This window comes from Desulfatibacillum alkenivorans DSM 16219 (assembly GCF_900142135.1).
Taxonomy (GTDB): Bacteria; Desulfobacterota; Desulfobacteria; order Desulfobacterales; family Desulfatibacillaceae; genus Desulfatibacillum; species Desulfatibacillum alkenivorans.
In genome coordinates, this window is sequence record NZ_FQZU01000010.1 from 20579 (window position 1) to 46345 (window position 25767).

General features: G+C 54.2%; 23 protein-coding genes and 1 riboswitch. Of the genes, 6 read left to right on the forward strand and 17 right to left on the reverse strand.

Translation table 11 applies throughout. The annotated features are described in order from the left end of the window. Positions 1–6: 6 nt before the first annotated feature. Complete coding sequence (locus BUE18_RS10260; protein WP_073475423.1) at positions 7–1383, forward strand: TolC family protein; 1377 nt, start codon at positions 7–9, stop codon at positions 1381–1383. A gap of 328 nt (positions 1384–1711) precedes the next feature. Here the strand turns inward: BUE18_RS10260 and BUE18_RS10265 are convergent, their stop codons facing one another. Beyond that, positions 1712–2554, reverse strand: a complete 843-nt coding sequence (locus BUE18_RS10265; RefSeq protein ID WP_139264678.1) for a PDC sensor domain-containing protein — start codon at positions 2552–2554, stop codon at positions 1712–1714. Positions 2555–2729: 175 nt separating this feature from the next. Beyond that, positions 2730–2880, forward strand: a riboswitch (FMN riboswitch). Positions 2881–3077: 197 nt separating this feature from the next. Here BUE18_RS10265 and ribB point away from each other — a divergent pair. Both ribB and BUE18_RS10275 read left to right on the forward strand, forming a co-directional pair. Next, the gene (gene ribB / locus BUE18_RS10270; protein ID WP_073475425.1) at positions 3078–3725 is read left to right on the forward strand and encodes a 3,4-dihydroxy-2-butanone-4-phosphate synthase; all 648 of its coding nucleotides are present in this window, start codon (positions 3078–3080) and stop codon (positions 3723–3725) included. Between the two features lie 365 nt (positions 3726–4090). Continuing rightward, positions 4091–5404 carry an EAL domain-containing protein gene (locus BUE18_RS10275; protein ID WP_073475426.1) on the forward strand — a complete coding sequence of 438 codons (1314 nt, stop codon included), beginning with the start codon at positions 4091–4093 and terminating at the stop codon, positions 5402–5404. On the opposite strand, the gene BUE18_RS10280 is transcribed toward BUE18_RS10275, so the two are convergent. The 12 genes from BUE18_RS10280 to BUE18_RS10335 form a co-directional block, all read right to left on the reverse strand. Next, on the reverse strand, positions 5401–6231 hold the full coding sequence (locus BUE18_RS10280; RefSeq protein WP_073475428.1) for an ATP-grasp domain-containing protein: 831 nt from the start codon (positions 6229–6231) through the stop codon (positions 5401–5403). The two genes, BUE18_RS10275 and BUE18_RS10280, sit on opposite strands and share 4 nt — an antisense overlap. Further along, a complete protein-coding gene (gene era / locus BUE18_RS10285; protein ID WP_073475429.1) occupies positions 6228–7121 on the reverse strand; it encodes a GTPase Era in 894 nt (297 codons plus the stop codon). The genes BUE18_RS10280 and era overlap by 4 nt, the downstream gene beginning before the upstream one ends. Then, positions 7114–7731 (reverse strand): ribosome biogenesis GTP-binding protein YihA/YsxC, encoded by a 618-nt coding sequence (gene yihA, locus BUE18_RS10290; RefSeq protein ID WP_073475431.1) that lies wholly within the window; start codon positions 7729–7731, stop codon positions 7114–7116. The genes era and yihA overlap by 8 nt, the downstream gene beginning before the upstream one ends. Before the next feature lie 79 nt (positions 7732–7810). Continuing rightward, positions 7811–8953 carry a pyridoxal phosphate-dependent aminotransferase gene (locus BUE18_RS10295; RefSeq protein ID WP_083610925.1) on the reverse strand — a complete coding sequence of 381 codons (1143 nt, stop codon included), beginning with the start codon at positions 8951–8953 and terminating at the stop codon, positions 7811–7813. A 42-nt stretch (positions 8954–8995) separates the two neighbouring features. Further along, positions 8996–9874: an ATP phosphoribosyltransferase gene (gene hisG, locus BUE18_RS10300; RefSeq protein ID WP_073475433.1), complete on the reverse strand. Its 879-nt coding sequence runs from the start codon at positions 9872–9874 to the stop codon at positions 8996–8998. 63 nt (positions 9875–9937) lie between these two features. Further along, positions 9938–10357 carry a phosphoribosyl-AMP cyclohydrolase gene (gene hisI, locus BUE18_RS10305; RefSeq protein ID WP_280173694.1) on the reverse strand — a complete coding sequence of 140 codons (420 nt, stop codon included), beginning with the start codon at positions 10355–10357 and terminating at the stop codon, positions 9938–9940. A 19-nt stretch (positions 10358–10376) separates the two neighbouring features. Continuing rightward, a complete protein-coding gene (locus tag BUE18_RS10310; protein WP_139264679.1) occupies positions 10377–11315 on the reverse strand; it encodes a UDP-glucuronic acid decarboxylase family protein in 939 nt (312 codons plus the stop codon). A gap of 185 nt (positions 11316–11500) precedes the next feature. Then, the gene (folD, locus tag BUE18_RS10315) at positions 11501–12409 is read right to left on the reverse strand and encodes a bifunctional methylenetetrahydrofolate dehydrogenase/methenyltetrahydrofolate cyclohydrolase FolD (protein WP_073475437.1); all 909 of its coding nucleotides are present in this window, start codon (positions 12407–12409) and stop codon (positions 11501–11503) included. A 318-nt stretch (positions 12410–12727) separates the two neighbouring features. After that, positions 12728–15472, reverse strand: coding sequence for a response regulator (locus BUE18_RS10320; RefSeq protein WP_073475439.1), 2745 nt, complete (start codon positions 15470–15472; stop codon positions 12728–12730). A 12-nt stretch (positions 15473–15484) separates the two neighbouring features. Further along, entirely contained in the window at positions 15485–15916 is a 432-nt protein-coding gene (locus BUE18_RS10325) for a response regulator (protein ID WP_073475440.1), read from the reverse strand. Beyond that, entirely contained in the window at positions 15900–17768 is a 1869-nt protein-coding gene (locus tag BUE18_RS10330) for a sensor histidine kinase (RefSeq protein WP_073475442.1), read from the reverse strand. Before BUE18_RS10330 ends, BUE18_RS10325 begins: the two co-directional genes overlap by 17 nt. Next, entirely contained in the window at positions 17765–18769 is a 1005-nt protein-coding gene (locus BUE18_RS10335; RefSeq protein ID WP_073475444.1) for an ABC transporter substrate-binding protein, read from the reverse strand. Before BUE18_RS10335 ends, BUE18_RS10330 begins: the two co-directional genes overlap by 4 nt. Before the next feature lie 211 nt (positions 18770–18980). Between BUE18_RS10335 and BUE18_RS10340 the strand changes: the two genes are divergently transcribed. The 3 genes from BUE18_RS10340 (at position 18981) to BUE18_RS10350 (ending at position 21756) form a co-directional block, all read left to right on the forward strand. Continuing rightward, positions 18981–19736: a DUF362 domain-containing protein gene (locus BUE18_RS10340; RefSeq protein WP_244549305.1), complete on the forward strand. Its 756-nt coding sequence runs from the start codon at positions 18981–18983 to the stop codon at positions 19734–19736. 143 nt (positions 19737–19879) lie between these two features. Beyond that, positions 19880–21181 carry a PhoH family protein gene (locus BUE18_RS10345; protein WP_073475447.1) on the forward strand — a complete coding sequence of 434 codons (1302 nt, stop codon included), beginning with the start codon at positions 19880–19882 and terminating at the stop codon, positions 21179–21181. Positions 21182–21264: 83 nt separating this feature from the next. Then, positions 21265–21756, forward strand: coding sequence for a DUF1643 domain-containing protein (locus BUE18_RS10350; protein WP_073475449.1), 492 nt, complete (start codon positions 21265–21267; stop codon positions 21754–21756). Between the two features lie 317 nt (positions 21757–22073). On the opposite strand, the gene BUE18_RS10355 is transcribed toward BUE18_RS10350, so the two are convergent. The 4 genes from BUE18_RS10355 to cysK all read right to left on the reverse strand — a co-directional run bounded on the left by BUE18_RS10355 (position 22074) and on the right by cysK (position 25754). Continuing rightward, complete coding sequence (locus tag BUE18_RS10355) at positions 22074–23183, reverse strand: metallophosphoesterase (protein ID WP_073475451.1); 1110 nt, start codon at positions 23181–23183, stop codon at positions 22074–22076. A gap of 172 nt (positions 23184–23355) precedes the next feature. Further along, positions 23356–24204 (reverse strand): heterodisulfide reductase-related iron-sulfur binding cluster, encoded by an 849-nt coding sequence (locus BUE18_RS10360; RefSeq protein ID WP_073475453.1) that lies wholly within the window; start codon positions 24202–24204, stop codon positions 23356–23358. Further along, on the reverse strand, positions 24194–24769 hold the full coding sequence (locus BUE18_RS10365) for a 4Fe-4S dicluster domain-containing protein (RefSeq protein ID WP_073475454.1): 576 nt from the start codon (positions 24767–24769) through the stop codon (positions 24194–24196). Before BUE18_RS10365 ends, BUE18_RS10360 begins: the two co-directional genes overlap by 11 nt. Positions 24770–24830: 61 nt before the next feature. Beyond that, positions 24831–25754, reverse strand: a complete 924-nt coding sequence (cysK, locus tag BUE18_RS10370; RefSeq protein WP_073475456.1) for a cysteine synthase A — start codon at positions 25752–25754, stop codon at positions 24831–24833. Positions 25755–25767 lie beyond the last annotated feature (13 nt).

Genomic DNA, 25767 nt, shown 5'->3' on the forward strand with positions numbered 1-25767 from the left:
AAAGTTATGTTTCGTTATGTGGTTGCCATTTTACTGATTTTATCCTGCCCGGCCTGGGCCGCCCAGGGAGATTTGGAACAAGCCCCGGCCTGCCCGGATTGGAAAAATGTGGAGGTGCTTGACCTGAATACGGCCAAGCAAATTGCACAGGCCAACAACCCAAGCCTGGAAGCGGCCGCCCAGAGGGTGAGCCAGGCCCGGGAAAGGGTCAAGCAGGCCACGTCGACCTATTGGCCCTGGCTGGATCTTTCCGGGTCCGTGGCCCATGTGGACATGGCTGAAAACGAGTATGATGCAAACCTGGCTCAGTTGAAGGTTTTCAACCCCAGGGCTGCTTTGGCCAACCCTGAAGACTATAATACGGCCAAGGCCGGCGTCAGCTGGCTGCTGTTCGACGGATTCAACCGCGAGTTCTCCCGCAAGGCGGCCAAGCATGGGGTCCAGGCCTTCACCCAATCCCAAGCGGACGTCAAACGGCAGCTTTTCAGCGCAGTGGCGGGAGCTTTTCATAACGCCCAATCCGCCAGGGAGGATATCGCCATTGCCAGGGCGGACCAGGATTTTAACCAGCGCCTGATGGAAGAAGCCAAGGTGCGCTACGACGTTGGGGCGGGCTCGTTGTCCGATGTGCTGAATTTTGAAATAGCCGTGCGAAGCGCCCAGACCCAGCTTATCAACAGCCAGAGAAGCTACGAGGTGGCTATGATCGGCTTGGCCGCCCTGTTGGGATTGGACGACCAGGAATTTGCGTCCAAGGCGTGCCTAGCCCGGTTGGAAAAAGAAACGCCCCACGACCTGACTCCTCCCATAGCGGCGGAGTATACTGATTTGGCGAAAAAGAACCGGCCTGACATCCTGCAGGCCGAGGCGGCCGCCGCCCAGGCAAAGGCTTCCGTGGGAGCGGCTAAAGGTAATTTTTATCCGACTCTCAGGCTTTCCGCATACTCCGAGGCCTCCCGGGCCAATGATGCGGGCTTTGAAGAGGAAGACGTGGAAAACAGCGTGGCCGCGAGTTTGAGCTATAACATTTTTTCCGGCGGATTGCACAAAGCAAAGCTGGCCGAGGCCAGGGCTGCAGAGCGTGAAGCCAAGGCGAGTCTCGCCCAGACGAAACTGGCGGTAATTCAGGACGTGAATGAAGCCGTGGCCGGCGTCAAAGCCGCCCAGGAGCAGGTCAAGCTCCAGGAGGAAACCGCGGGGCTGGTGCAGCGGAACCGGGATCTGGTGCAGGAGGAGTACAAAGCGGGCCAGACAAGCCTGGTCCGGCTTAACGAAGCCCAGAGGGATCTGATCCAGGTTCGCAGCAATTTATCCAGGGCCAGGGTGTATCTGCGTCAGGCCTGGCATGATTTGTACATGGCTGCGGCGTACATGCCGGAATAATATTGCATTGGTTACGCGGAAAAAGCAGGAGGCGGCCGCAGGCCTGTCAAAATATCAAAAATTACGACATCACTCTGTTTTGTTGGGTTTCGCCCCATGACATCAGTCCCTAAATGCGTTTGCCAAGACGGATCTTAATAGCTGCTCAATGCCCTGAATAAGGCTCTACCCAACCTACGTTTTATCTATAAAAATAGTAGGTTGGGTAGAGTTTGCAGGACTTGTTTTAACGAGCTTGTTTTTTACTCGATAGGACGACGCTTGAAGTCGAAACACTATCTACGAAACCCAACAAATTTAGGGGTTGCATGATTTCAATCCGGCGTGATTACTTAACCGGGCAGCCGGGGCCCACGATGGTAAACTTCCATCCGGTCAGGCTGGAAACCACAGACAGGTTGTTTTGCTTTTCCATGTCTTTTAAACAGGGCAAGGCTCCTGTTTGCAGGCAGGGAGGATTCGTCCGTTGATCCAGGCCGGAGCAAAGCGCCAAAACATCTGTTTTATCCGCGGCGACAATAACCATGGAGTCGGGGACGGGCATGGCGTTTTCCATGGCTGCAGCGAAATTCTCGGCGTAAATCGCAGCGCCCATGGCGCCGGTTACGGCGCTGTTGTTCGTCACGGGAGCGCCGACGATGAAGGATTTTTTGCCCGAGGTTTTTCCCACGACAATGCTTCCCACAACCTCATCGCCTTTCATCAAGCCGGGAAAATAAGCGCGGTCTGAGAGATTCTTGCCAGTAAGCCCCAGTTCTGCAGTATAGTAAGAACCGTCAGGGTTGATGTAAAAGACCAGCAATTGCGGGTTTTGCTCCTGAAAGGCTGAGATCAGGCCCTGCATTTTTTCCCAGTCGCCCGAACGCACCTGGGGGGTAAGGGCCAGGGTCCGGAGGTTTTGCAAAACCGCTTCCAGCCGCACGTCCGCCTGGGAAGCGTAGGCCGCCAGCATGCTTTCGGCCAGATATTTCATCTGGGCGATTTGAGCCGTCCTGGGACCATACGATCCCCTTAAGCATGGAGGGGCGTTGGGCTGTCGGGCGCCGATGCATGGGGCGGACTTAGGATTGGCAATGCATGGCGGCTCAGCTGCAGCCGGAGCCAGGGACGCACAAAAAAGAACCAGCGCAGCCAGGGCGATCAGGGTGCGTAGATTTGCTTGCAAGGTCATATTTTTCCTTTCAATCAAATTGGTTAGGTCAATTATCCATATTTGCTGAATAGTTGAGACATGCTGTTTGCTCCGCCAAGAATAGCAGCACGGGGCGAGTGGGTGCAAGCCCCTTGCTTGCGATTCTCTAACAAATTGATTGACTTTCCCCATAAAAAGGGTGAAGATTTTTATGACTTATTCTCAGGGCGGGGTGAAAGTCCCCACCGGCGGTATTCCAACAGAAATTGGAGAGCCCGCGAGCGCTCCCGAAGGATTCGGGAGGTCAAGCAGATCCGGTGAAAGGCCGGAGCCGACGGTGATAGTCCGGATGGAAGAGGATAAGGCAGTTTACAACCTGCTGCAGCCGGCGACTTTTCGCCGGTCCATGCTGTTTGCCTGAAAGCCTTTGGGAAACCGGGCCGTCTGTGATGTTCTGACGCGTCCGGACGATCATTAAGCCCATTTTCGGCTTTTGGGGAAACTGTCTATTCCCACGCCCTGATTCTGGTCAATCTAACAATTTTGCTTTAGGAGGGTTGCCATGAATCAGACTTTACTGGAACAATTCGGAAACGCCCGGGAACGGGTGGAAAAGGGCCTTCAGGCTTTGCGAGACGGGCAAGGCGTCCTTGTGGCGGACGATGAAAACCGCGAAAACGAGGGCGACCTGATTTTTTCCGCAGAGTCTTTAACGGAAGCCCAAATGGCGCTGTTGATTCGGGAGTGCAGCGGCATCGTCTGCCTGTGCATGCCGGACGAAAAAATCCGATCCCTGGAGCTCCCCATGATGGTGGAAGACAACTCCAGCCGCTACGGTACGGCCTTTACCGTGTCCATAGAGGCGGCCAAAGGCGTAACCACCGGGGTTTCCGCCAAGGATCGGGTCACTACGGTCAAGACGGCCGCCGCCGACGGGGCCAAGCCCGCGGATCTCAGCAAACCGGGCCATGTCTTTCCCTTGCGGGCAAAGCCGGGCGGAGTTTTGGAGAGGCGGGGCCATACCGAGGCCACCGTGGATATGATGCGTCTGGCCGGCCTGAAAAATCCCTGCGGCGTGTTGTGCGAGCTGACAAACCCTGACGGAACCATGGCCCGCCTGCCCCAGTTGGCGGATTTCGCTAAAAAGCACGGCATGGTTCTGCTGACGGTGGAAGACTTGGCGGCCTACCGGGAAAGCCAGGAAAACTAGTCCAACCGAAAAAAGGCCGGGCTCTTGTTTGTACGGGCCCGGCCTTGGTCAACCGTTTTTGGGGATGGGGCGATAGTGGCCGCACCGTTCCTATTTGTACAAAATTGTCGCCATGGGTCTTAAAACGTCTTTATCTTTGAGTTCTAATTACAGGATATCCTGCCTTTTTTTGATATTGGGCGCGTGTTGAAAAATTTGGGGTTGCGCTCCCATAGGATATCCTGCATAGTATGAAATAGATCACACCTTGTCCGGTGCACCACACTCCTTTAGGCCTTGTTAACCGTGGGTCGGCGCCGGCAACAAAACGGGGGGCGACGGGGCGCATAACGCATCCTGGCGCAGTACGTTTAAGAGGGCGTCCAATGTTAAAAAAAATTAGCGACCAAGAAAAGGTATGCGTCGACATACACGAGGGGTTTTATTATAACCGCACCTTATCCCTGCCGACGGTCATTCAGGAATATGAGAAAGTGGAGTCCATCTTAATTGAACTCCAGTACATGGCCTGCATCACCGTGCAGATCGAGCAGCTCAGCAAGGTGGAATACCTGTACGGCAGCAACTCGTATAACTATCTGCTCCTTCAACTTACCGACATACTCAAGGATATCAAGCGCAAGGAGTTCCGGGGACGGGACATCTTTGTGGTGGACCTGTATGACGCCGACACCTTTGTGATTTTTTTGTCGGCGCCCCGGGACGACCGGACCCAACTGGTATACCACCTGGAGGCCATTTCAGAGCGCATCCGCCGGGGGCTGGAAAAAGCGGTGTTCGACCTGCTGTATCCTTATCTGAAAGAGTTTGTGCGCCCCAACATCGGGTACGCTCTTGAGATTCAAAACCCCATGGTCAGCAACATGCGGCTGATCCGCCAACTGGTGCGCAACTCCAAGAAAATGGGCGAGTTCATCGCCGCCAAACGCGATTACCTGAGCCGGTACGGGCTGCAAAAAATCATCATCGAGCAGGATATCCGGACGGTTTTCCAGGCCATCGTGGATTTCAACACCCTGGAAGTGATCGGGTACGAGGCTTTATCCCGCGGTCCGGAAAATTCGGAATTCGCCAGCCCGACTTTGATGTTCCTTATGGCCTCGGAATGCGGCCTTTCCTTTGAACTGGACCGGCTTTGCCGGAGACGGGCTCTGGAACGCGTCCGCACCATGTGCACGGACAAGAAAATTTTCGTCAACACGCTCAGCATGACCATTCATGATCCGGAATTCCGCGGCCTGTATTTGAAGGAACTTTTGGAGGACCTGGAAATCAAGCCGGAGAACGTGGTTTTTGAAATCAGCGAAAAGCTGGCCATCGACAACTACGACCTGTTCCGGGACGCCATGCGGGACTATACGGACGTGGGCATTGTTCACGCCGGGGACGACATGGGCACGGGATACTCCGACCTGGAGCGCATCATGGAGTTGACGCCCGGGTATATGAAAGTGGACATCTCTTTTGTCAAGGACGTGCACAAGAGCTACTTAAAGCAGGAAATTGTCAAAGCCATGGTCAACCTGGGAAAAAGCATCGGCTCCCATGTGATCGTGGAGGGGGTGGAAACCAAGGAGGAGTACGAGAAATTAAAGGAGATAGGAGTTCCCTACGGCCAGGGATATCTTTTTGACGTGCCGTCCAGGGAGTTGAGCCCCGTGAATCTGGATTGGTGCTAAATCTGTTTTTCCAGCCAGGCTTTAATGCCTTCGTGAAGCAGGATGTAATATTGCTCGGATCCCCCCAGGCCCCGCCTGCCGAAAAAGTAATTCACCTCAAGAAATTGGGGCGTGGGGTCTGGTGAGTCCAGGTCGAAAATCAGGTCGAATCCCGCCAGGTTAATGCCGGTTTTCCTGCAAAGATCCCTTACCGCCTGCTCGCCTTTTTTCATGAGTTCCGGGTAGGACTTCTGGTCAACCCGGGCGCCGTGGGCCATGCTGACGCCGAATTCCGCATTTTTAGGGGCGACCCTCCAGTAAGTGACCAGCGTTTCGTTGATGGCCGCCACCCTCAGGCTTCGGCCTTTCGTCTCTATATGCTCCTGGAACAAAAAACCCTTTTGCCCGGTGTCCTGGCAGGCTTGCGCCTTGGCAAGGGCGAAAGCCACGTCATCGTGGTTCTGCAGCAGATAGACCGAACTGCCTTCTCCGCCCCAATTGAGCTTGAAGACGATGGGAAACCGCAGCGGCAAGGTGGGCTCCGCCTTGTGAATGTGCAGGAAGGCTTCCAGGCTGTCGTAGGCGAAGGTGCGGGGATGGGGAACGCCCGTTTCCTGGAACAGCCTGATCTGGCCGACTTTGCCGGGAAACCTGAACCGGGCGTGGTAATCGGGAAACACCCTGTCGCAGTTCTCTACAGCCATGGTGTATAAAGACTCTTTGCAACCCTGGGGGAGAATGACGATTTTAGCCCTTTTGATGGCGGCTTGATCCTCTTCATTGGGTTCGCGGCCGGCGCACAGGCGGTTCTCGTCTCCGACAATTATGGGATGAAAGGAGAGAATCATTCGTAGCCAAGCCTCCGCATGGCTTTCGCGTCCGTGCTCCAGTTTTTTTCCACCCTGACAAAGAGCTTGAGAAAAACCTTAACGCCCACCATCCGCTCAATTTCCTGACGCGCACTGGTTCCGATTTTTTTCAACATAGCGCCTTGTTTGCCTATGATAATGCCCTTCTGGGAATCCCTTTCCACATGGATGACGGCGGAGATCTTCACCATGGGCGGTTGTTCCTGCTCGGTGAAGGAGTCCAGGGTCACGGCCACGGAATAGGGGATTTCCTGGGAGGTCATGCGGAAGACTTTTTCCCGGATCATCTCGGCGGCCACAAACCGTTCCGGCATGTCGGTCAGGCTGTCCTCGGGAAAGAAAGGAGGCCCCTGAGGGAGCTGTGCCTCCAAAATTGCCATGAGTTCTTCAACCTGTTCGCCCGTCTCGGCGGAAACCGGAACAATGGCCTTGAAGTCCGCCAAAGGCTCCCACTTGGCGATTAACGGCAGCAGGGTTTCTTTTTTGATCAGGTCGATTTTATTCAGGACCAGGATCACCGGCATTTTCTGCTTGGCAAGGCCTTTTAAGGCCAGCCTTTCGGAATTGGGGTCGGGCTTGGAAGCGTCCACCACAAACATGATCAGGTCCACGTCGCCCATGCACTGCATGGCCACGTCCACCATATGCTTGTTAAGGGGCGACTTGGCGCTGTGAATGCCCGGCGTGTCCAGCATAACAAGCTGGGCGTTCTCCCGGTGCACAACGCCCAAAATCCGGTTGCGGGTGGTCTGGGGCTTGGATGAGGTGATGGAAACCTTTTCCCCCAGCATTTGATTCAATAGCGTGGACTTTCCCACGTTGGGAGCGCCGATCATGCCGATAAATCCGGATTTGAAATTTTCAAACATTGTCATCGTCTCCCTGCTTGAAGTCGTCTATTTCGCATAAATCCAGGATGGACTCCCACAACTCGTCTCTGCCCTGGCCGGTTTTGGCCGAAAAAACGTGGATCAAATCCAATGGAATTCCAAGGGCCTTTGCCATTTCCTTTTGTTGGACCAATTGCCGTTGACGGGAGAATTTATCCGCCTTGGTGGCCGCCAGGATTACGGGGATGTTGTTCATGTCGAACCAAGCCAGGTTTTCCCGCTCCTGCCCGCCGGGAATGCGCCGGAGGTCCAGAATCAACACCACGCCGTGCAAGGTCTTGCGGGTGGTGATGAACGTCTCGATCATCTGGCCCCATTTTTTGCGCATTTCCTTGGAAACCTTGGCGTATCCGTATCCGGGAAGGTCAACAAACACCAACGACTCGTTAACTTCGAAAAAATTCAAAAGCTGAGTCCGGCCCGGCGTGGAGCTGGTTTTGACCAGCTTTTTCCTCTTGAGCAAGCTATTGATAAGGGACGATTTACCCACATTGGAACGGCCGGCAAAGGCTATCTCCGGCAGTTCGGGAGGAGGGTAATTGCCAGGCTTGGTGGCGCTGGATATAAATTTTGCGCTTTTGATTATCATGGAAAATCAGCCGGGAAATTCGCCTTGCCCGGCGGCGGGCCGCCGGGCAAAGCGTTTTGCTAAAATTACAGGGTTAGGCTTACAGGCTGTTTATGTACTTTTCAAGGCGGTTCATGCCTTCTTCGATATTCTCCAAAGAGTTGGCATAGGAAAAGCGAATATACCCCTCCGCCTGTTGGCCGAAATCAATGCCCGGGGTGACGCCCACGTGGGCGTTCTCCAGGATGTCAAAGGCCATTTTATAGGAATCGGAGCCTAAATGCCTGGCGTTGGCCAGCACGTAAAAGGCGCCCGTGGGCTCCACGGTAATGCCTAGGCCGATTTCCCTGAGCCTGCGAATCATAAACCGGCGCCGTTGGTCGTATATTTCCCGCATGCGGGCCACGTCCGGACCGGCTTCCTTAAGCGCTGCAATGCCCGCCATCTGGGTCATGGCGTTGGCTGAGATGAAAAAGTTCTGCTGGAGCTTTTGCAGCGGCCTGATAAAGCGTTTGGGCGCGATCAGGTAGCCCAGCCGCCACCCTGTCATGGCATGGGCTTTGGAAAACCCGTTGAGCACAAAGGCTTCATCGGTAAACTCCAGGATGGACCGTTCCTTCCCCTCATACACCAAACCATGGTAGATTTCATCGGAAACCACCATTTTACCCAGATCGGCCACCTGCTGCATCCTTTCGGGGGAGAGCAAATTGCCTGTGGGATTGGAGGGCGAGTTGATCATGACCGCTTTGGTGCGGCCGGTCATATGCTTTTGAATTTCTTCGGCCCGATACTGGAAGCCTTCCTCTTCCGTCACCGCGACCTTGACGGGCTTGGCGCCGGCGAATTCAATGAAATTCGGGTAGCACGCGTAATGGGGGTCCGAAACGATCACCTCGTCCCCGGCCTCCAAAAGCGCTGCAAAGGTCATGAAGATTCCCGGAGACGTGCCGTTGGTCACCACAATGTGGTCCGGGTTCACCTCCACGCCGTATTCATTGTAATAATGCTCGGCGATGGCCTCCCGCAATTCAAGGATGCCCAGGCTGTGGGTGTAATGGGAGTGTCCGTCCCGAAGAGCTTTGATCCCGGCTTCCGTAATGCACTCGGGAGTATCGAAATCGGGCTCGCCCACTTCCAGATGGACTATGTTCACCCCTTGCCGTTCCATGGCCTTGGCCCGTTCCAGGACCTCCATGACGATAAAGGGGGTAATTTGATCAACCCGTTTGGAAACTGTCACTGCTATACCTCCGCCGAAGCCGCGGCCCGGCTTGAAAACAAATTAAAAGATCACCTTGTTCAGGGAGTATTCAACAATCCCTTCGGCGCCTTTTTCCAAAAGCTGGGGAATCAGGTCCCGGACGACGGACACGTCCACGACGATTTCCACGGACAGCCAGGCGCTTTTGTACAGGTGGGACACCGTGGGCGCGTTCAAAGAGGGCAGAATGGCGATGACGTCGTCGGCTTTTTCCTCGGCCACGTTCATCTTCAGGCCCACCAGGTTCTCCGCCACCAGGGCGCTCTTGAGCATCATGGCCAACTGGTTGATCTTTTTCCGTTTAAAAGGATCTTCCCAGGCTTTTTTGTTGGCGATGAGCTGGGTGTTGGTCTGCATCAGTTCCTTGATGATGCGCAGGCCGTGGGCGCGGATGGTGCTTTCGGTTTCGGTGACTTCCACGATGGCGTCGGCCAGGCCGGAAACCACCTTGGCTTCCGTGGCGCCCCAGGAGAATTCCACTTCCACGTCAATGCCGCGTTCTTCAAAATACCTTTTGGTGAAGCCCACCATTTCCGTGGCGATTTTTTTACCCTGCAGGTCTTCCAAGGTTTTAACCGGAGAGTCTCCGGCGACGGCCAGAACCCAGCGGGCCGGCCTGGAGCTGACCTTGGAGTAGACCAGGTCCGTCACCACGTGCACTTCGGACTGATTCTCGGCAATCCAGTCCTTGCCGGTAAGGCCGGCGTCCAGGGTTCCGTTTTCCACGTAGATGGACATTTCCTGAGCGCGGCAGATGGCGCAGTTGATTTCGGCGTCATTGATGTCAGGAAAATAGTTGCGGCTGTGGACGTTGATTTTCCAGCCGGAGCGTTTAAACAATTCGATGGTGGCGTTTTGCAGGCTGCCCTTGGGCACGCCCAGTTTCAGTGTATCCGTCATTTTTTTCAACCTCTGGCGGACTTTTTGTCCGCATGGATCCCTTTTGGGATCCGTTTTTGATGATTACTTTTTGTAGACTTCCTTGGGATCGAACACAGGTTCGCCCACGACTGTCAATTTGTCGCCTTCCACCAATTTATGAAAACAACTCCTATGACCGGTGTGGCAGGCAGCGCCGCCAATCTGCTCCACTTTCAGCAAAATGGTGTCGTCATCGCAGTCCACGCGAATCTCCTTGACCTTTTGCACGTTTCCCGATGTGAGTCCTTTTGTCCAGAGTTCCTGCCGGCTGCGGCTCCAATAAGTGGCCATGCCGGTTTCCAGGGTTTTTTCCCATGATTCCTTGTTCATGAAGGCGAGCATGAGAACCTCTCCGGTTTCCGCATCCTGACAGATTGCGGGAAGCAATCCGCCTGTCTTCTCGAAATCCAGTTCAATCATAATTTCCTCTTGTTGGCGGCTTGACGTCTTAAAGCGCCGAATGGCCCATTAAAACGCCGGATTACTTGATCCTGCTTTTGAAATCCTCAATGACGAGGCCTAAGCCCGTATCGAGATCGGTTGCGGGGGTCCACCCCATTAATTGTTCCGCCCGCGTGATATCGGGCCTTCTCCTGATTATCTCATTTTCCAGCATGGGTTGAAATACGATCTCGGACCGGGAGCCGGAAATTGCGATTATTTTTTTGGCCAGATCCAGGATCGTGACTTCAACGGGGCTCCCCAGATTGACCGGTTCAACGGCGTTTTCGGCTTCCATGAGCCGGATGAGCCCGTCCACCATGTCGTCCACATAGCAAAAGGTCCGGGTTTGGGCGCCGTCGCCGTTGATATATATGGGCTCGTTTTTGAGCGCTTTCACCACAAAGGTGCTTACGACCCTTCCGTCGTCCAGGGCGAGGCGCGGGCCGTAGGTATTGAAAATCCGGGCGATCCGCGTATCCACGCCCCTTTGGTTATGGTAGTCCATCACCAGGGTTTCGGCCACGCGTTTGCCTTCGTCGTGGCAGGCCCTCACGCCGATGGGATTGAGGTAGCCCCAATAGCTTTCCTTTTGCGGATGCTCCCGGGCCTCTCCGTAAACTTCGGCGGTGGAGGCCTGCAGCAGCCGGGCCTTGCAGCGGGCGGCGTTTTCCAGCATGTTGATGGTTCCCATCACGTTGGTCTTGACGGTTTTGACCGCGTTTTTTTGGAAAAACACGGGCGAAGAAGGACATGCAAGATTATAAATCCGGTCCACGTCCAGCAGGATGGGCTCCACCACATCATGGCGGATCAGCTCAAAATTTTTTTTGTCCAGCAGGCGCCGGACGTTATTTTTGGCGCCGGAAATGAAGCTGTCCACGCAGATTACTTCTGCGCCCTGTTCCACAAGCCGGTCACAAAGACGGCTACCTAAAAAACCGCCTCCCCCTGTCACCAATACTCGGATTTGCCTCATTCCGGCCTCACCATAAAATAACGAAGGTTGAACTGAGGTTTCCGCCGCCTGGCGAGCGCCGGGTTTGCATTCTCAATCCAACCTGATTTTTCAAAGGCCGAATTCGGTTCGGCCGTCCGTTTCCCGGGGATGTTTTCGCCGGGAGGAAAGGGAGAAGCCCCGAAAGGGAGCTCCTCCCCAAAAGACTACATCAAGCCGTTAGCGAACTTGAAGGACTTCAAAGTGTTGACCATGAGCATGGTGATGGTCATGGGGCCAACGCCGCCCGGCACGGGAGTGATGGAGCCGGCGATTTCCTTGGCGGCGTCAAAGTCCACGTCGCCGCGAAGCACGGCAACTTCCTTGCCGGTTTTTTCGCTGATTTTGGTTCCCACGCGGTTCACGCCCACGTCGATGACGCATGCGCCGGGTTTAATCCACTCGGGTTTGACCAGTCCGGGCACGCCGGCCGCCACGATCAGGATGTCAGCGCGTTTGCAATGAGCCGCCAGATCTTTGGTCCGGGTATGGACGATGGTGACGGTGGAGTTGGCGCCGGGGCCTTTTTGCACCATCATGTTTGCGATGGGCTTGCCAACGATATTGGAGCGGCCCACAACAACCACCTCTGCGCCGCTGGTTTCCACGCCGGCGCGCACGATCATTTCCTGAATGCCCGCCGGGGTGCAGGGAGCGAATTTCACTTCGTCGCCGCCGATCATCAAGCGGCCCACGTTCACGGGATGAAAGCCGTCCACGTCCTTGTCGGGGTCGATGGCGTTGAGGATTTTCTTGTCATCAATGTGCTTGGGCAGGGGAAGCTGCACCAGGATGCCGTTGATGGTGTCGTCATTATTGTACTTATCGATCAGGGCCAGGAGATCTTCTTCGGAGATGTCCGGGGACTGGTTGTCCTGAATCTCGGTGAAGCCAACCCTGTGGGCGGTTTTAATCTTGAGGGTTACGTAAGACACGGAAGCCGGATTTTCGCCGACCAGAATGGTCACCAAGCCGGGAACCTTTCCGGTTTTTTCCTTGAGTTCAGCAACTTCCTTGGTTACTTCTTCCAGGATTTCCTCCCTGATATCCGTTCCCTTAATGAGCTTTGCAGACATGTTTTTCTCCTTTCTAGAGGTTTTGCCTTGTTCGCCTGTATCCAGGTCCAGAATGCTATCCCCCTGATCCCGGGGGTTATGTCCTTTTTTTGCGCACGGTCTCCTGAGACGTCTACCCAGAATCCATTTGTATTGAACAATTTGTCCGGTTCGTCAACCATTATTCGGACTTAAAATGATTAGGAAAGGATGAATTCAGGCAAAAAGGCCCAAAAAGGAGGTGAAAAATCGAAAAATTCCGGGTTCAAACGGTGTTCTCCCCGCCGCCCTTGCTTATGGAAGGGCGGCGGCTAAGGCGAAACCGCTGTACAGCGTCTGTTACGCGCTTCGATCCAGCACTTGCCGGACCTTGGCCGCCAGAGCCTGTCCGGTAAAGGGTTTTTGGATAAAATCCATGCCATTTTCCAAAACGCCCTCATTGGCCATAATCTCGTCGTCATATCCGGACATGTAAAGGACCTTGACTTTCGAATCGCCGGACAACTGGTTAAAGAGATCCCTGCCGCTCATTTCGGGCATGACGACATCCGTCAGCAACAGGTTGATGGGATGGGCCTGATTTTTGATCATTTCCAAGGCCTCGGGGCCGTCTGCGGCGGCCAAAACATGGTATCCCCTTCTTTTTAAAACCAGACGGGCCAGATTGCGCACTTGCGGGTTGTCTTCCACAAGCAGAATGGTTTCCTGACCGGATCCGTCCGGTTGCTCGTGGACGGGGGAGGCCTCCTTTACGGCGGCGGCATCCTGAACGGGGAGAAAAACTTGAAATTCCGTACCGGCATTGAGCTCGCTGGAAAGGCTGATTTGCCCGTCGTGCTGCCTGACAATGCCATAGACTGTGGAAAGCCCCAGCCCGGTTCCTTTGTCCTTGGTTTTGGTGGTATAAAAAGGCTCAAAAACGTTTTGCAGGGTTTCCTGGTCCATTCCCGCTCCCGTGTCCTTGACGGAGAGAACGACATAACGCCCTTCCGGGAGAGCATTTCCTGCTATGGGCGTTTTCCCGTCGGATTCCGCGACCGAGGTCGTGATACGGAGCTTTCCGCCGCCTGGCATGGCGTCCTGGGCGTTGACCGCCAGGTTCATGATAACCTGTTCCAGGTGGCCTATGTCTCCCCTGATTGCGGGCAGCGAGGGCGCCAGCTCCATTTCAATGGCCACGTCCTCCCGGATAGTCCGCCGCAGCAGCTTTTCAAATCCGGACAGCACCTGGTTAAGGTCCAATAATCTGAACTCCAGAATTTGCTTTCGACTGAAAGCCAGGAGTTGGGCCACCAGTTCCTTGGCCTTTGCGCCTGCGCTGATAATTTCCTGGACGGAATCCCTGCGGTCGTCGTCCGGTCCAAAATCCTCCATGAGAATTTCGGCGAATCCCAGAATAGGCGTTAGCATGTTGTTCAGATCGTGAGCCACTCCGCCCGCCAGCCTGCCCACGGATTCCAGTTTTTGGGCCTGCTGGAACTGCTCCTGCAACTGTTTTTTTTCTTCTTGGGCGGTTTTGGATGCAGTGATGTCCTGAAAGGTTCCAAGCAATCGCACCACTCTGCCGTTCTCAACCACAGGCGAGCATTTGGTGTGGGTCCACAACTGCCGCCCCTTTGCCGTTGTGAAGCGAAGCTCCAGGTCATACGGCTCGCCGTTTTCCATGGCGTTACGGATTGCCGCGATCAATCGGGGACGATCCTCTTCATGAAAAAAGTTAATGGCTTCTTCTATGTTTGGTTTGTAAGCCTTGGGAATTTCGTGGATGTCGTAGGTCACGTCGGTCCAGCGAACGTTATTGGTTTTGGGGTCGATCTCCCAGCCTCCCACTTTCGCCACTTTTCCCGTTGCGCTCAAAAAGGCTTCGCTTTTCTTTAGGTCCTGCTCCGCCTCCCTGCGTTCCGTGACGTCCATGATATTGCCGAACACGCGGACAATCTTGTTTTCTTTGTACAGAGCCTGTCCGGTGGTCCTGACCCATATTTTCTGTCCTGTGGCCTTGACGAAAGGAACTTCAAAATCATAAGGGGCGCCTTTTTCCATGCATCGCCTGAAGGCGGACAGAATAATGTTCCTGTATTCAGGAGGGTAGCATTCCAGGCTTTTTTGGATGTGCTCCTGGGAATTGGCGGGATAGTCTCCTTCCTTGAACCCGTGGATGTTGTAGACCTCCCTGGTCCAATACATTTCCTCCTTTTCCATGTCCCATTCCCAACCGCCGATTTTTGAAAGGCGCTGGGTGTTATTCAAAAGAGCCTCGCTGCGCCGCAGGTCCTCCATGGCCCGGATGCGCGTTGTTACATCCGCCAGAGCCACCAGGACTTTGGGTTCGTTGTTCAATATTATTCGGGCCGTGGAAACGCTTAAATAGAGATCTCGCTTTTCTTCTTGATTGCTTACGGGGAGCATGGTCTCGATATTTCTCAGCGGTTCGCCGGTTTCCAGGGTGTGCAGGACCGATTCCTTGATTTTGCACTGATCGCAGAACGGGGCGTGGCCGCAACCGTTTTCGTTTTCCAGGGCGTGCAGGCACCGGAGTGCATCTCCACCGCGGAGTCCGATATACTTGGCGTCTTTATTATGGGCATAAGCGGAGGTCAGTTGGTTGAGCCTGAGGATTTTTCTGTCCTTATCCACCAGCATCATGAGCACAGGGGCGTTTTCATAAATGGCGGAGAGTTCGTTTTCCGTGTTTTTCCGGTCGATGGCGTATCGGATGGCCCTGATTATCTGGTCCGGTGAGATTTTGCCTTTGACAAGATAATCCTGGGCGCCTTCACGAATTGCCTGCAGCGCCGTCTCGTCGTCGTCTCTTCCTGTAAGAGCAATAATAGGAATGGACGGGCATTCCTTCACCATGCGGGATACTGTTTCCACCCCTTGGGAGTCCGGCAGGCCAAGGTCGAGCAGGACGACGTCAAACTTGGAGTTCTTGAGCTGAGTACACGCATCTTCGATGCTGGATGCAGACTCCACGCAAAAGTCATGCACGCCCATTTCCAAGTATTCCGTGACCAAATCCAGGTCGGCGGGATTGTCCTCCACCACCAAAACCCTAATTATTCCTTTTTTCAAAAACGGCATAGCCAAGCCCCCTTAATCCGGAGAAAACTGCACGATGGAGAACCAAAAGCATTTAATGCCTTTCACGATTTTGCCAAAGCCTTCCAGGTTCACGGGTTTGGTGATATAGGCGCTGGCTTGGAGATCATAGGATTTGACCACGTCTTCTTCCGCAGAAGAAGATGTTAGCACAATCACCGGGATGCGCTTGAGATCCTGGTCCGCTTTCATTTCCGCCAGAACCTCCCTGCCGTCCTTTTTCGGCAGGTTCAGGTCCAAGAGCACCATGTGGGGCTTCGGAGCGTCGGAATATTGGCCTCGCTTTTTGAGAAAATCCATGGCGGCCACGCCGTCGGGAACAGTGAATAACTCGTGGAGAATTTTAGACGCTTTCAGGTTTTCCCTGGTAAGGTCAACGTCCGCAGGATTGTCTTCCACCAAAAGAATTTTAACCTTGTTGTCCATGGATATGCTCCTTGTCCTGGCCTTTTTCAGGGATGGAAAAGAAGAAGCTGGCCCCTTTCCCTTCCTGGGATTCTATCCAAATGCGGCCCCCATGCCGCTCCACGATTTTTTTTACGATGGCCAGACCGATTCCGGTGCCCTCGTATTTGCCCCTTTCATGCAACCTCTGAAAAATTATAAAGATGCGATCGTGAAAGCTGGGATCTATGCCGATGCCGTTGTCATGGACCTGAAAGGTCCAGGCGGTTTCATTTTTTTCTGCCGAAATCCGGACGGCGGGAGGATCGTCCCCCCGGAACTTGAGGGCGTTTGCAATCAAATTCTGGAAAACCTGGCCCAATTGAATGGCGTCCGCCTGGACAACCGGCAGATCGTCAACGACAATCCCCGCTTTTGTCTCCGCTATGGTGCGTTTCAAGCTCTTCAGAACCTGCTGAACCACCTCATTGCAGTCGGTGGGTTCAAAGGGCGCCCCGCGGGTTCCAACCCTGGACAACTGCAATAGATCGTTGACCAAATGCTGCATCCTGGTGGCGCCTTCCACAATGTAGCCGATGTATTTATTCGCCTTTTCGTCCAATTGGCCTTCATAACGCTGGGCCAGCAGTTGCGTGTAAGAAGCCACCATGCGCAGCGGCTCCTGAAGGTCATGGGAGGCCACGTAGGCGAATTGCTCCAACTCCTGGTTGGAACGTTCCAGGTCCGCCATGGCGGCCTTGCGCCTGGCCGCTTCTTTGATTAACCGGTCTTTGGAAACCAAAGATTCCTTCAACTCCCTTCTCATTTGATCGAGGCTGCGGGCCAGGCTGCCGACTTCCCCTTTGGCTGAGGTGACGATTTCCGTTTCCAAATCGCCTGTGCCCATAACCCCCGCGCTTTGCGCCAGTTTCGCCAAAGGCCTTGTGATGGTCCTGGCGAAAATCAGGCCTAAAAAAGCGGAGGTAAAGGCTATGACCAGCCCGAAAAGCGCAATGGTCTTTCTTAGCCGGTATATTGGCGCATAGGCTTCGCTCTGATCCACTTCCGTAATGATGGCCAATTCCTTATCGGGGACCCAGCGATAGGCTCCTATAACAGGGATCCCCCGGTAATCTTTGTAAAAGGCGAAGCCCTCCGATTTTTCCAAGGCCAGGGCCACCCCTTCCGTATGGATGGTTTTTTTAAGGGCGTAGTCCTCGCCAAACAGGGGCTCCGTAATAAAAAAATTGAATTTGTTGACCAGGTATGTGTCTTCCGTTTTCAGCCGGCTGCTGCGTCTGCTAATGATCTTGGAGAGCGTTGAAATGTCCACCCTGGCGGCAAGGACTCCCATCAATTCTCCGCCCACGAGTTTTAAAGGCGCGCTGATGGTAATGGCCGGCTCCCTGATGGACATGCTGTAGTATACGTTTTGTATATATGTTCGGGATTTTCCTTCCTTAAAATACGGCTGATCCTTTTTTACTTTGCCTTCCTGGTTTTGGTCTGAGGACACGATAACGCTTCCCTTTTCCGGCTCCATAATGAACAGTTCGAAAAAACCGCCGTTTTTCAAATAGGGGGCAAAAAAATCCCTTTTAAGTTGATTTTTCTCCTCCAGTCCAAGCTGGTGCAGTTCGCCGTTTAGCAACATGTTTTCAGGGAAACGGCTTTTTACATAATGGGAGTTGGCGGCCAGTTCCAGGAACGCCGTCTTTTCCTGCAGCCATGCGTCCAGTTCGGCCTGCTTGAGGATGTTGGTGGAATAAAGGTGGTTAATAGCCTGGGTCTGTATGGTTTGGCGTCCGCTGATGTATGCGATGGCGCCTACAGTCAGCAAGGGAATGAGTGAAATGAAAAGAAAAAATATCGAGAGCCTTTTTGAAAGCGTCATGATTTATCGCTCCCATATACGGATTGCAGGAATTCCATGGAAAAGATGGATTTTACACCCAAAGGGGCCGGCAGTATCTTTTGTTCGTAAAGACGGTCGCACATGGCGCGCCAGACATCCTCCTTCATCCAGCCAATATGATGCTCGCCTGTATGGATCAAGGGGATTTGCGCCTCCATCATTCCGGTTTGAACCTCAATATCTTTGACTTTGGCGTATTGCATAACATCCTGGACGGCGGCTTCAGGATCTCCTATGGCCGTCCTCCAACCCTTTAGCGTAGCCCTTAGGACGCGCTGCACCAATTCCGGCTTTTCCCTGATCAAGGCGTCCGTCGTCACGAAAACGTCGGAATAGGACTGCACCCCAAAGTCGCCCGGCCAGATTATGTTGAATGCTATCCCTTTTCCTTTAAGTTTGATGGCTCCTCCGGTCAGATAGGCGGCGGTAACGTCCACATCGCCGTTTATGAAACCTTTGTAAGAAGGGTCGTACTCTATCATATGCATCTGGGAAGGTTCCAATCCGTACATTTTTATAAGAGAATTAAATTGCAGCTCAAAATCCCGGACGCTTCCGGCGGAGCCGGCGGCGGCGATTGTTTTGCCGGCAAAATCCTGGGGGCGAAGAATGCCTGAATCCTTCCCGGACAGATAGACCACGGCGCTGCGCCGGTAGATTGCGGCAATGGCTTTTAAAGGCGCGCCCTGGGAACGCTTGATGATGACGTCTTCCGGCGCAAAAACCCCAAATAGGGCTTGCCCGGAAATGACGGATTTCGCCAGATCCACGTCGTTGCCGCCCTCCAGAAATGACACGTCCAGATTTTCATCGGCGTAATATCCCTGCTCTTTGGCTACGTAAAACCCGGCGAATTGGGCCTGGTGCACCCACTTGAGTTGAATGGTGACTGGGTCCGGAGGCTGTTTTTCCTCCTGGGAGGTGCATGAGGCCATCGCCAGAAGGGCTGTCAAAATAATGGCTGTTTTTTTTAGGTTCATGCTAAGGGCTCCCTTCCTAAACGGAATTCATCTAAAAAGAAGAACATCATGGGATTGCGCCTTTGAGACGGGTTTTTGCATTCTCTCCTCAACTTTTTAATATTGCGGCTAAAATGCAGCCAAAACAGGCTGAGCAAATTTCCTCTTTCTTGCCGAAGGCAATTAGGATATGATGTCTCCGGAGCTTGGGAGAAGAGAGAAAGGGCTGAATTTGAGCTGCATTATTTGTGATTTTGATACTTATGCAAAGTCTGTGCCCGAGGCTCTGGATGAGTCCGGCCTGCCGGATTTGCTGCAAGGCGTGGAGAAAGTCCTCGTCAAGCCCAACCTGGTTAACGCCTCGCCCTTTCCCGTCACAACCAGACCCGAGTGCTGCGCGGCCGTTGTGGATTTCGTCCGGTCCTGCTCCAATGCTTCCATTGTGATTGCCGAGGGATGCGGCGAGCCTTCCATGGAGACGACGGACATCTTTCGCAGCCTTGGATACGAGGAGATTGCACTACAGCTTGATGTGGAGCTGGTGGACCTCAACTACGCCCCTTTAAGGCGGCTGGCCGATCCGGAATGCGCCGTATTTCCTGACATATTCCTGCCTGAAATGGCTTTCACCCACTTTATTATTTCCGTACCCGTGCTCAAGGCTCATTCCCTTGCCGGCATTACGTGCAGCCTGAAAAGTATGATGGGTTTTGCGCCGCCCCAGTATTATTCGGGCAGTCACGGCATATGGAGAAAAGCCGTATTTCATGAGAATATGCATCAGTCCATCAAGGATTTGAACAAATACCGAACCCCGGATTTCACCCTGGTGGACGCCAGCGTGGGGCTTGCGGACTACCACCTTGGCGGGGCGGCCTGCAACCCGCCCGTATGCAGATTGGTCGCTGGCGCCGACGCCCTTGCCGTGGACCGGGAATGCGCCGCGCTGCTGGGTTTGGACTGGAAAACCATAGATCATTTGGCATAAAGCATCAGGCTTTGGCGGACTCCATCAGCGCCTTTGGCAAGGCGGCTGAATAAACCTTTCTAACAAAACCCTAATCAAAATTTTGTATGTAGGCGAGAGGCTGGTTTTCGTTTAATCCCTAACCCCCGGAGATGAAACCCCTAATGCAAAAAACCTATGTACTGGACACCAACGTTTTACTCCACAATCCTGAATCCCTTTTTGCTTTCGAAGACAATCACATTGTAATTCCTTTCGCTGTCATCGAAGAACTGGACAATCAGAAAAGACGGCAGGATGAAGTGGGCAGGCACGCGCGCATTGCATCGCGCAGACTGGACGCTTTGCGTCAGAACGGCAATTTGGCGGAAGGCGTAGCCTTGCCGGGAGGCGGCATTTTGCGCGTGGAGTTGAACCACCACTCCACGCACGACTATCCGCCGGGGCTTTCGCTGGATAAGTACGACAACCGCATCCTGGCCGTGGCTTACAACCTGTCCAAGGAAAGCGAAGGGCCGGTGATCACGGTCACCAAGGACCTGAACCTGCGGATCAAGGCGGACGTTTTGGGCATGAAAGCCCAGAACTTCACCAACGATATGGTCAATTACAGCAACCTGTATCAGGGGGTCCGGGAAATTCATGCCACGGCCGAGGACATCGAACAATTCTACCGCGCCCAGAGTCTTGCCTGGGAGGCGGAGCCTCCTCTCATGCCCCATGAATTCGTCATATTGAAAAACCCCGCCAACCCCTCACAATCGGCCATCGCCAAATATGCGGACGGCTACCTGGTTCCGCTTAATTTCAGCGACACGATCAACTGGGGAGTCAAGGCCAGGAATAAGGAGCAGAAATTCGCGCTGGAGCTCTTGCTGGACGACTCCATCCGGGTGGTGACCCTGGTGGGAACGGCCGGAACCGGAAAGACCCTGCTGGCTTTGGCCGTGGGGCTGGAAAAGGTGGTGGAGCAAAACGAGTATTCCCGATTTTTGATTACCCGCCCGGTCACCCCCGTGGGCGAGGACCTGGGGTATTTGCCGGGATCCAAGGAGGAAAAGCTCAAGCCGTGGATGCAGGCGGTTTACGACAACCTGGAATACCTGTTCCAAAAAGCGGACGAGCCCCGGGATGTGCTTGAAGAGCTCGTGGCAAGGGGAGTCCTTGACATGGACACCCTGACCTATTTGCGGGGGCGCAGCATTCCCAGGCAATTCATCCTGTGCGACGAGGCCCAGAACATTACGCCCAAAATGATCAAAACCCTGGTGACCCGGGTGGGCGAGGGAAGCAAGATCGTTTTCACCGGAGATCCGGAACAGATCGACCATCCCTACCTGGACCAGAACTCCAACGGCCTGACCTACCTGGTGGAGCGGATTAAGGAGCAGGAGGTGGCCGGCCACGTTACGCTCGTCAGGGGAGAGCGCTCCGCCGTGGCCGAAATGGGGGCGAAACTGCTGTAATTCATTTTTTTGAAACGGGGTTTCTCTTGTGCTTTGGCATATAGCCGGGTTTGCAACGTAGAGCAAATTTCAAGGAGATGAATATGATTAAGAAAGCATTAATCAGTCCGAGTGGACGATATCGCTGGAGTCTGGAAAGAATATGGGATGAAAGCGGTCCGATTATAAATTTTGTCGGCCTGAACCCCTCAACGGCTGACGATAAAAATGACGACCAGACCATTAAATTATGTATCCGTTTTGCTAAAGGCTGGGGTTACGGCGGATTAATCATGACCAATCTGTTTGCCTGGAGATCTAGAAATCCAAGGGCCATGGAGCAAGCAGAATATCCTGTGGGCGAATTCAATGATGAACATATTCTTGGTGCAGCTCATCGAAGTGCGGGCGTCGTGGCTTGCTGGGGCGCCCGCGGGAATTTTCAGGGCCGCGACAAGAAAGTTCTTGCACTTCTGGTTAAAAGAAAAAATGTTATGTGTTTAGGCTTAACCAAGTATGGGCAGCCAAGGCATCTGATCGGGCTTAGGAAAGACACAGAACTGTGTGTCTTTGAAAAATGTCGAGGGGATGTTTGATCATGCAACGTCGGGTCGCTGCGCACGGACTCCTAATGTTTTGATTTCAGATTTGGTTTCTGGTATCAGTTCCGCTTTAACAAAAAATGCTTCGCACACTGGCAGGATACTGCTCTGCCGGCGCCACCCAAAAGCAGAGGAGCTCGCAAGGCTTCCGAATGAGATCCTTGGCCTGGGAGGATTTTTTCCGGGAGTGCGCTTGCCATCCGGGCGAACGGCCCAAGCGCTTCCTTCTTTCGAGTATCCCATGATCCAAAGGTTTTTGATTAAACTTTTTGCAAAAAGTTTACCGCCGGAGGCCTGCTTTTAGTAGAATACTAAGCCGCCTGATCCGAGCGCAGGACGACTTTGAGGATTTCACCCGGGCGCCACAGGCGCATCCTGGGGCCCCAGGTCCCCGTGCCCCGGGACACGATCACGGCCATGCCGCCCACCTGATACCGGCCGGTGAACAAGGGGTACTCCCTTTTCACCAAAAAGCCGAAGGGCCAGATCTGGCCGCCGTGGGTGTGGCCGGAAAGCATGAGGTCCGCCCCGGCTTTGGCGGCGGTCTGCGCCCCGTCCGGCCGATGGGACAGGAAGATGACTGCGGCATTCTCGGGAATTCCCTCAAGGGCTTTTTGCACATTGGGAAACCGGGTGCGTTTGACATATCCGGGAAAATCGTCCACTCCGGCCAGGACCAACCCCGGCCGCACCTCCCGCCAGTGGTCCATGAGCACGTTCATGCCGGCCGCCATCAAAAAGTTGGCGCCTGTTCCCGCGTTGCCGTGGCTCTCGTGGTTGCCTGTCACGCCCCAGACTCCCAGGGGCGCCTTCAGCATTTGCAAGGCCGGGATGACTCCCCATTCATGATCTCCATGCCCCTCTATGATGTCGCCCACCGCGAATATGATGTCCGGCTCCAGGGCGTGAATTTGTTCGACCCGTTTTTCCATCCATTTTTTTCCCACAAGGGCGCCCAAATGCGTGTCCGTAATGACTGCCGCGGTCAAACCGTCTGCCTCGGCCGGGAGCCCGGGCATCACAACCTCATGCTCCGAAATCACCGGAGGCCGCATTCCCTGGAACATGGCCGCCGCCGATAAAATGCATGCGCAGATAAGGGCGGCGGTTCTCAGGCCGGGGACGAACCGTTTGAGCCATAGGCCGAATCCGGTCAAAACATCCACGATGCCAAAGCAAAGCCAAAGCAGAAGCATCACGCCCATCCACTCGGCGCCGAAAAACTCCAGGGGATAGGCCCAGGCGCCCGCGCCCATACGATCCAATGCGTGCCCGCCCAGGAAGGCGCCCCAGGCGGCGAACATCAGACAATAGACATACTGCCTCGGAATGCGCTTGGAAACAAAGGGAATGGAGCTGATTCTCCAGAATACGTAAAAATGAAAAGCGGTCCAAATAGTAAGCAGCTTGACGAAAAACACCCGGCCCTCCAAATATCGGAAAAATAAGGGCGCGAACGCCTCTATTTTTTTGCGTAGCCGCATTTAAAGCAAGATCGTTAACCGTTTTACAAACAAACGGAGGGTAGTGTACCCCGGAACGCTTTACAGGTCCAGACCAATCGCCTTTATTGCAGCCCGAATTTGGGCGGTTTTACAAAATTCCCCTGGCTCTTAACAACGGAATGGGGTCGATCAGGTGCCTGGTGAACCAGTCTTTTTTGCCGGCGTCGCCCAGGGCGATGGCCAGCAACTCCGAAAAATGCATGACCGGGATTTTCTTTTTGGAGGTCACGCGCATTTCCAGGTTCAAATGGCACATGGAGCAGGCCGTGACAATGCAATCCGCCTTGCTTTGCACGGCGTCCACCATGATTTCGTCTATCAGAGGGGTGACCACTTCGGGCCTTACCACGGAAAGGAAGGTGCCGCAGCAGCGGGCGCCATAGCCCCACGGTTTTTCCTCGGCGCCTAACGCAATCAGCGCTTTTTCCATGAGCCCCCGGTGCGCCTTGTAATGCTGCATATCCGGCGGCTGGGCCAGCATGCACCCGTAATAGGTCACAAAGCTGAGGCCGTTCAATGTTCTTAAATGGGGGTGTTTTTCCAGGCCCACGTGTTCCAGAAGATCAAAATAGTGAATGATCTCCAGGGTGGGATCAAAAGGGCGGCCCCATTTGTGCTCGTACCGGACCCGGGCGTCGTAGCTTTGGCACAGGCGATGATGGGCCTGCCGCAGCCTGAGCAGGCAGCTTGGACACGCCACCAGCATGGGCTTGCCTTTGGGAACCAGGGAAAAGTTTCTGGAAGCCAGGTCCACCGCGAGATCGTGGTTCAGGCTGTGGGCTGAGGAGCTGCCGCAGCAGTTCCAGTCTTTAAGCTCTACAAGTTTATAGCCCAGGCTCTGACACATGGCGTTCAAGGACTGGTTGTTTTCCTTGGCCGTGGTAGCCATGGAGCAGCCGGGAAAATACGGGATTCGTTTGGGGATTTTATTTGCCATAAGATTTGCCGTTTCCGTTTCCATTTGGGAACAGGCTGCGCACCTGCACCAGGTTTTTCACTCGGGAGGGAAGCATGTCCAGTTTGCGCTTGACGAACATCTTCAGGCCTACGTCCACGTCTGAAAACAGATCCAGGTTCTTCACCTTGTAACGGATCATGACGTCCAGCTTATGGGTCCTTCCGTATTTTTTAATGGAATCCAGAATGGCGTTGTGAAAGATCAATGCTTCGGGCTGGGCCGGCATGACGCCTTGCTCCAAGGCGATTTGCCTGAGAGCGTCCATGACCGCAGCCATATCCACCCGTTGCGGGCAGATGGTGGAGCATGTATTGCAGCCTACGCAGGTCCAGATGGTTGTGCTGTTTAAAACGGTTTTTTCCTGGCCCAGCAGCACAAGGCGCAAAATCGCGGGAGGCGAATAGTCCATGGCTTGCACAAAAGGGCAAGTATTATAGCAGGCCCGGCATTGGAAGCACATCCGCGAGTCCGTGTGGGCCAGCCTGTTTACCTTGTCGGCAAAGCTTTTATCCAGCTTTTTAAGTTTTAGGGCAGGTTTCGGCATGTTTGAAGTATCCACAAGATTTCAGCATGAGTCCTTTCATAAAACCCCCCACAGGTTTCAATCAGTCTACAAATAATTCCGTACTCAGGTAACGCTCTCCGGTGCTGGGAAGAATTGCTACGATCAACTTGCCTTTGTTCTCCGGCTTTTTCGCCGCTTCCATGGCGGCCCATACCGCTGCGCCGGATGATATGCCGCACAAAATCCCTTCTTTGGCGGCAAGCAGGCGCGAAGTTGAAAACGCCTGCTCGTTGGTGACGGCCGCAACCTCGTCAATAATGGATCTGTCCAGGATTTCAGGCACGAACCCGGCGCCAATCCCCTGGATCTTATGGGGGCCTTTGGCGCCGCCTGACAACACGGGGGAATCCGCCGGCTCCACCGCAATGGACCGGAACTCCTTGTTGCGCTCCTTGATAGCCTGGCTGATTCCGGTGATGGTTCCGCCCGTACCCACGCCCGCAACCAGGATGCCGGCCTTTCCGTAGGTGTCCCGCCAGATTTCCTGAGCCGTGGTCTCCCGGTGGATCGCCGGGTTGGCCGGATTGGCGAATTGGTTGGGCATAAAGGCGTTGGGTGAGGACTTGACGATTTCCTCCGCCTTTTTGATAGCCCCGGCCATGCCTTCGGCTCCGGGAGTAAGCACCAGTTCCGCGCCAAGGTGCTTTAGGAGCTTGCGGCGCTCCATGCTCATGGAGTCGGGCATGGTCAGACATAGCGTATAGCCTTTGGCCGCGCATACAAAGGCCAGGGCAATGCCCGTGTTGCCGCTGGTGGGCTCCACGATCAAGGTTTCAGGGGTTATTTGACCGCTTTTTTCGCCGGCCCGGATCATGGCCTGGCCAATGCGGTCTTTGACGCTGCCCAGGGGATTGAAAAATTCCAGCTTGGCCAGAATCGTCGCTTCAAGCCCCTGGGTTATTGCGTTTAGCTTTACCAGAGGAGTTCCGCCTATGGCGCTGGCAATATTATTTAAAACAGGCATGACGCCTCCTTTA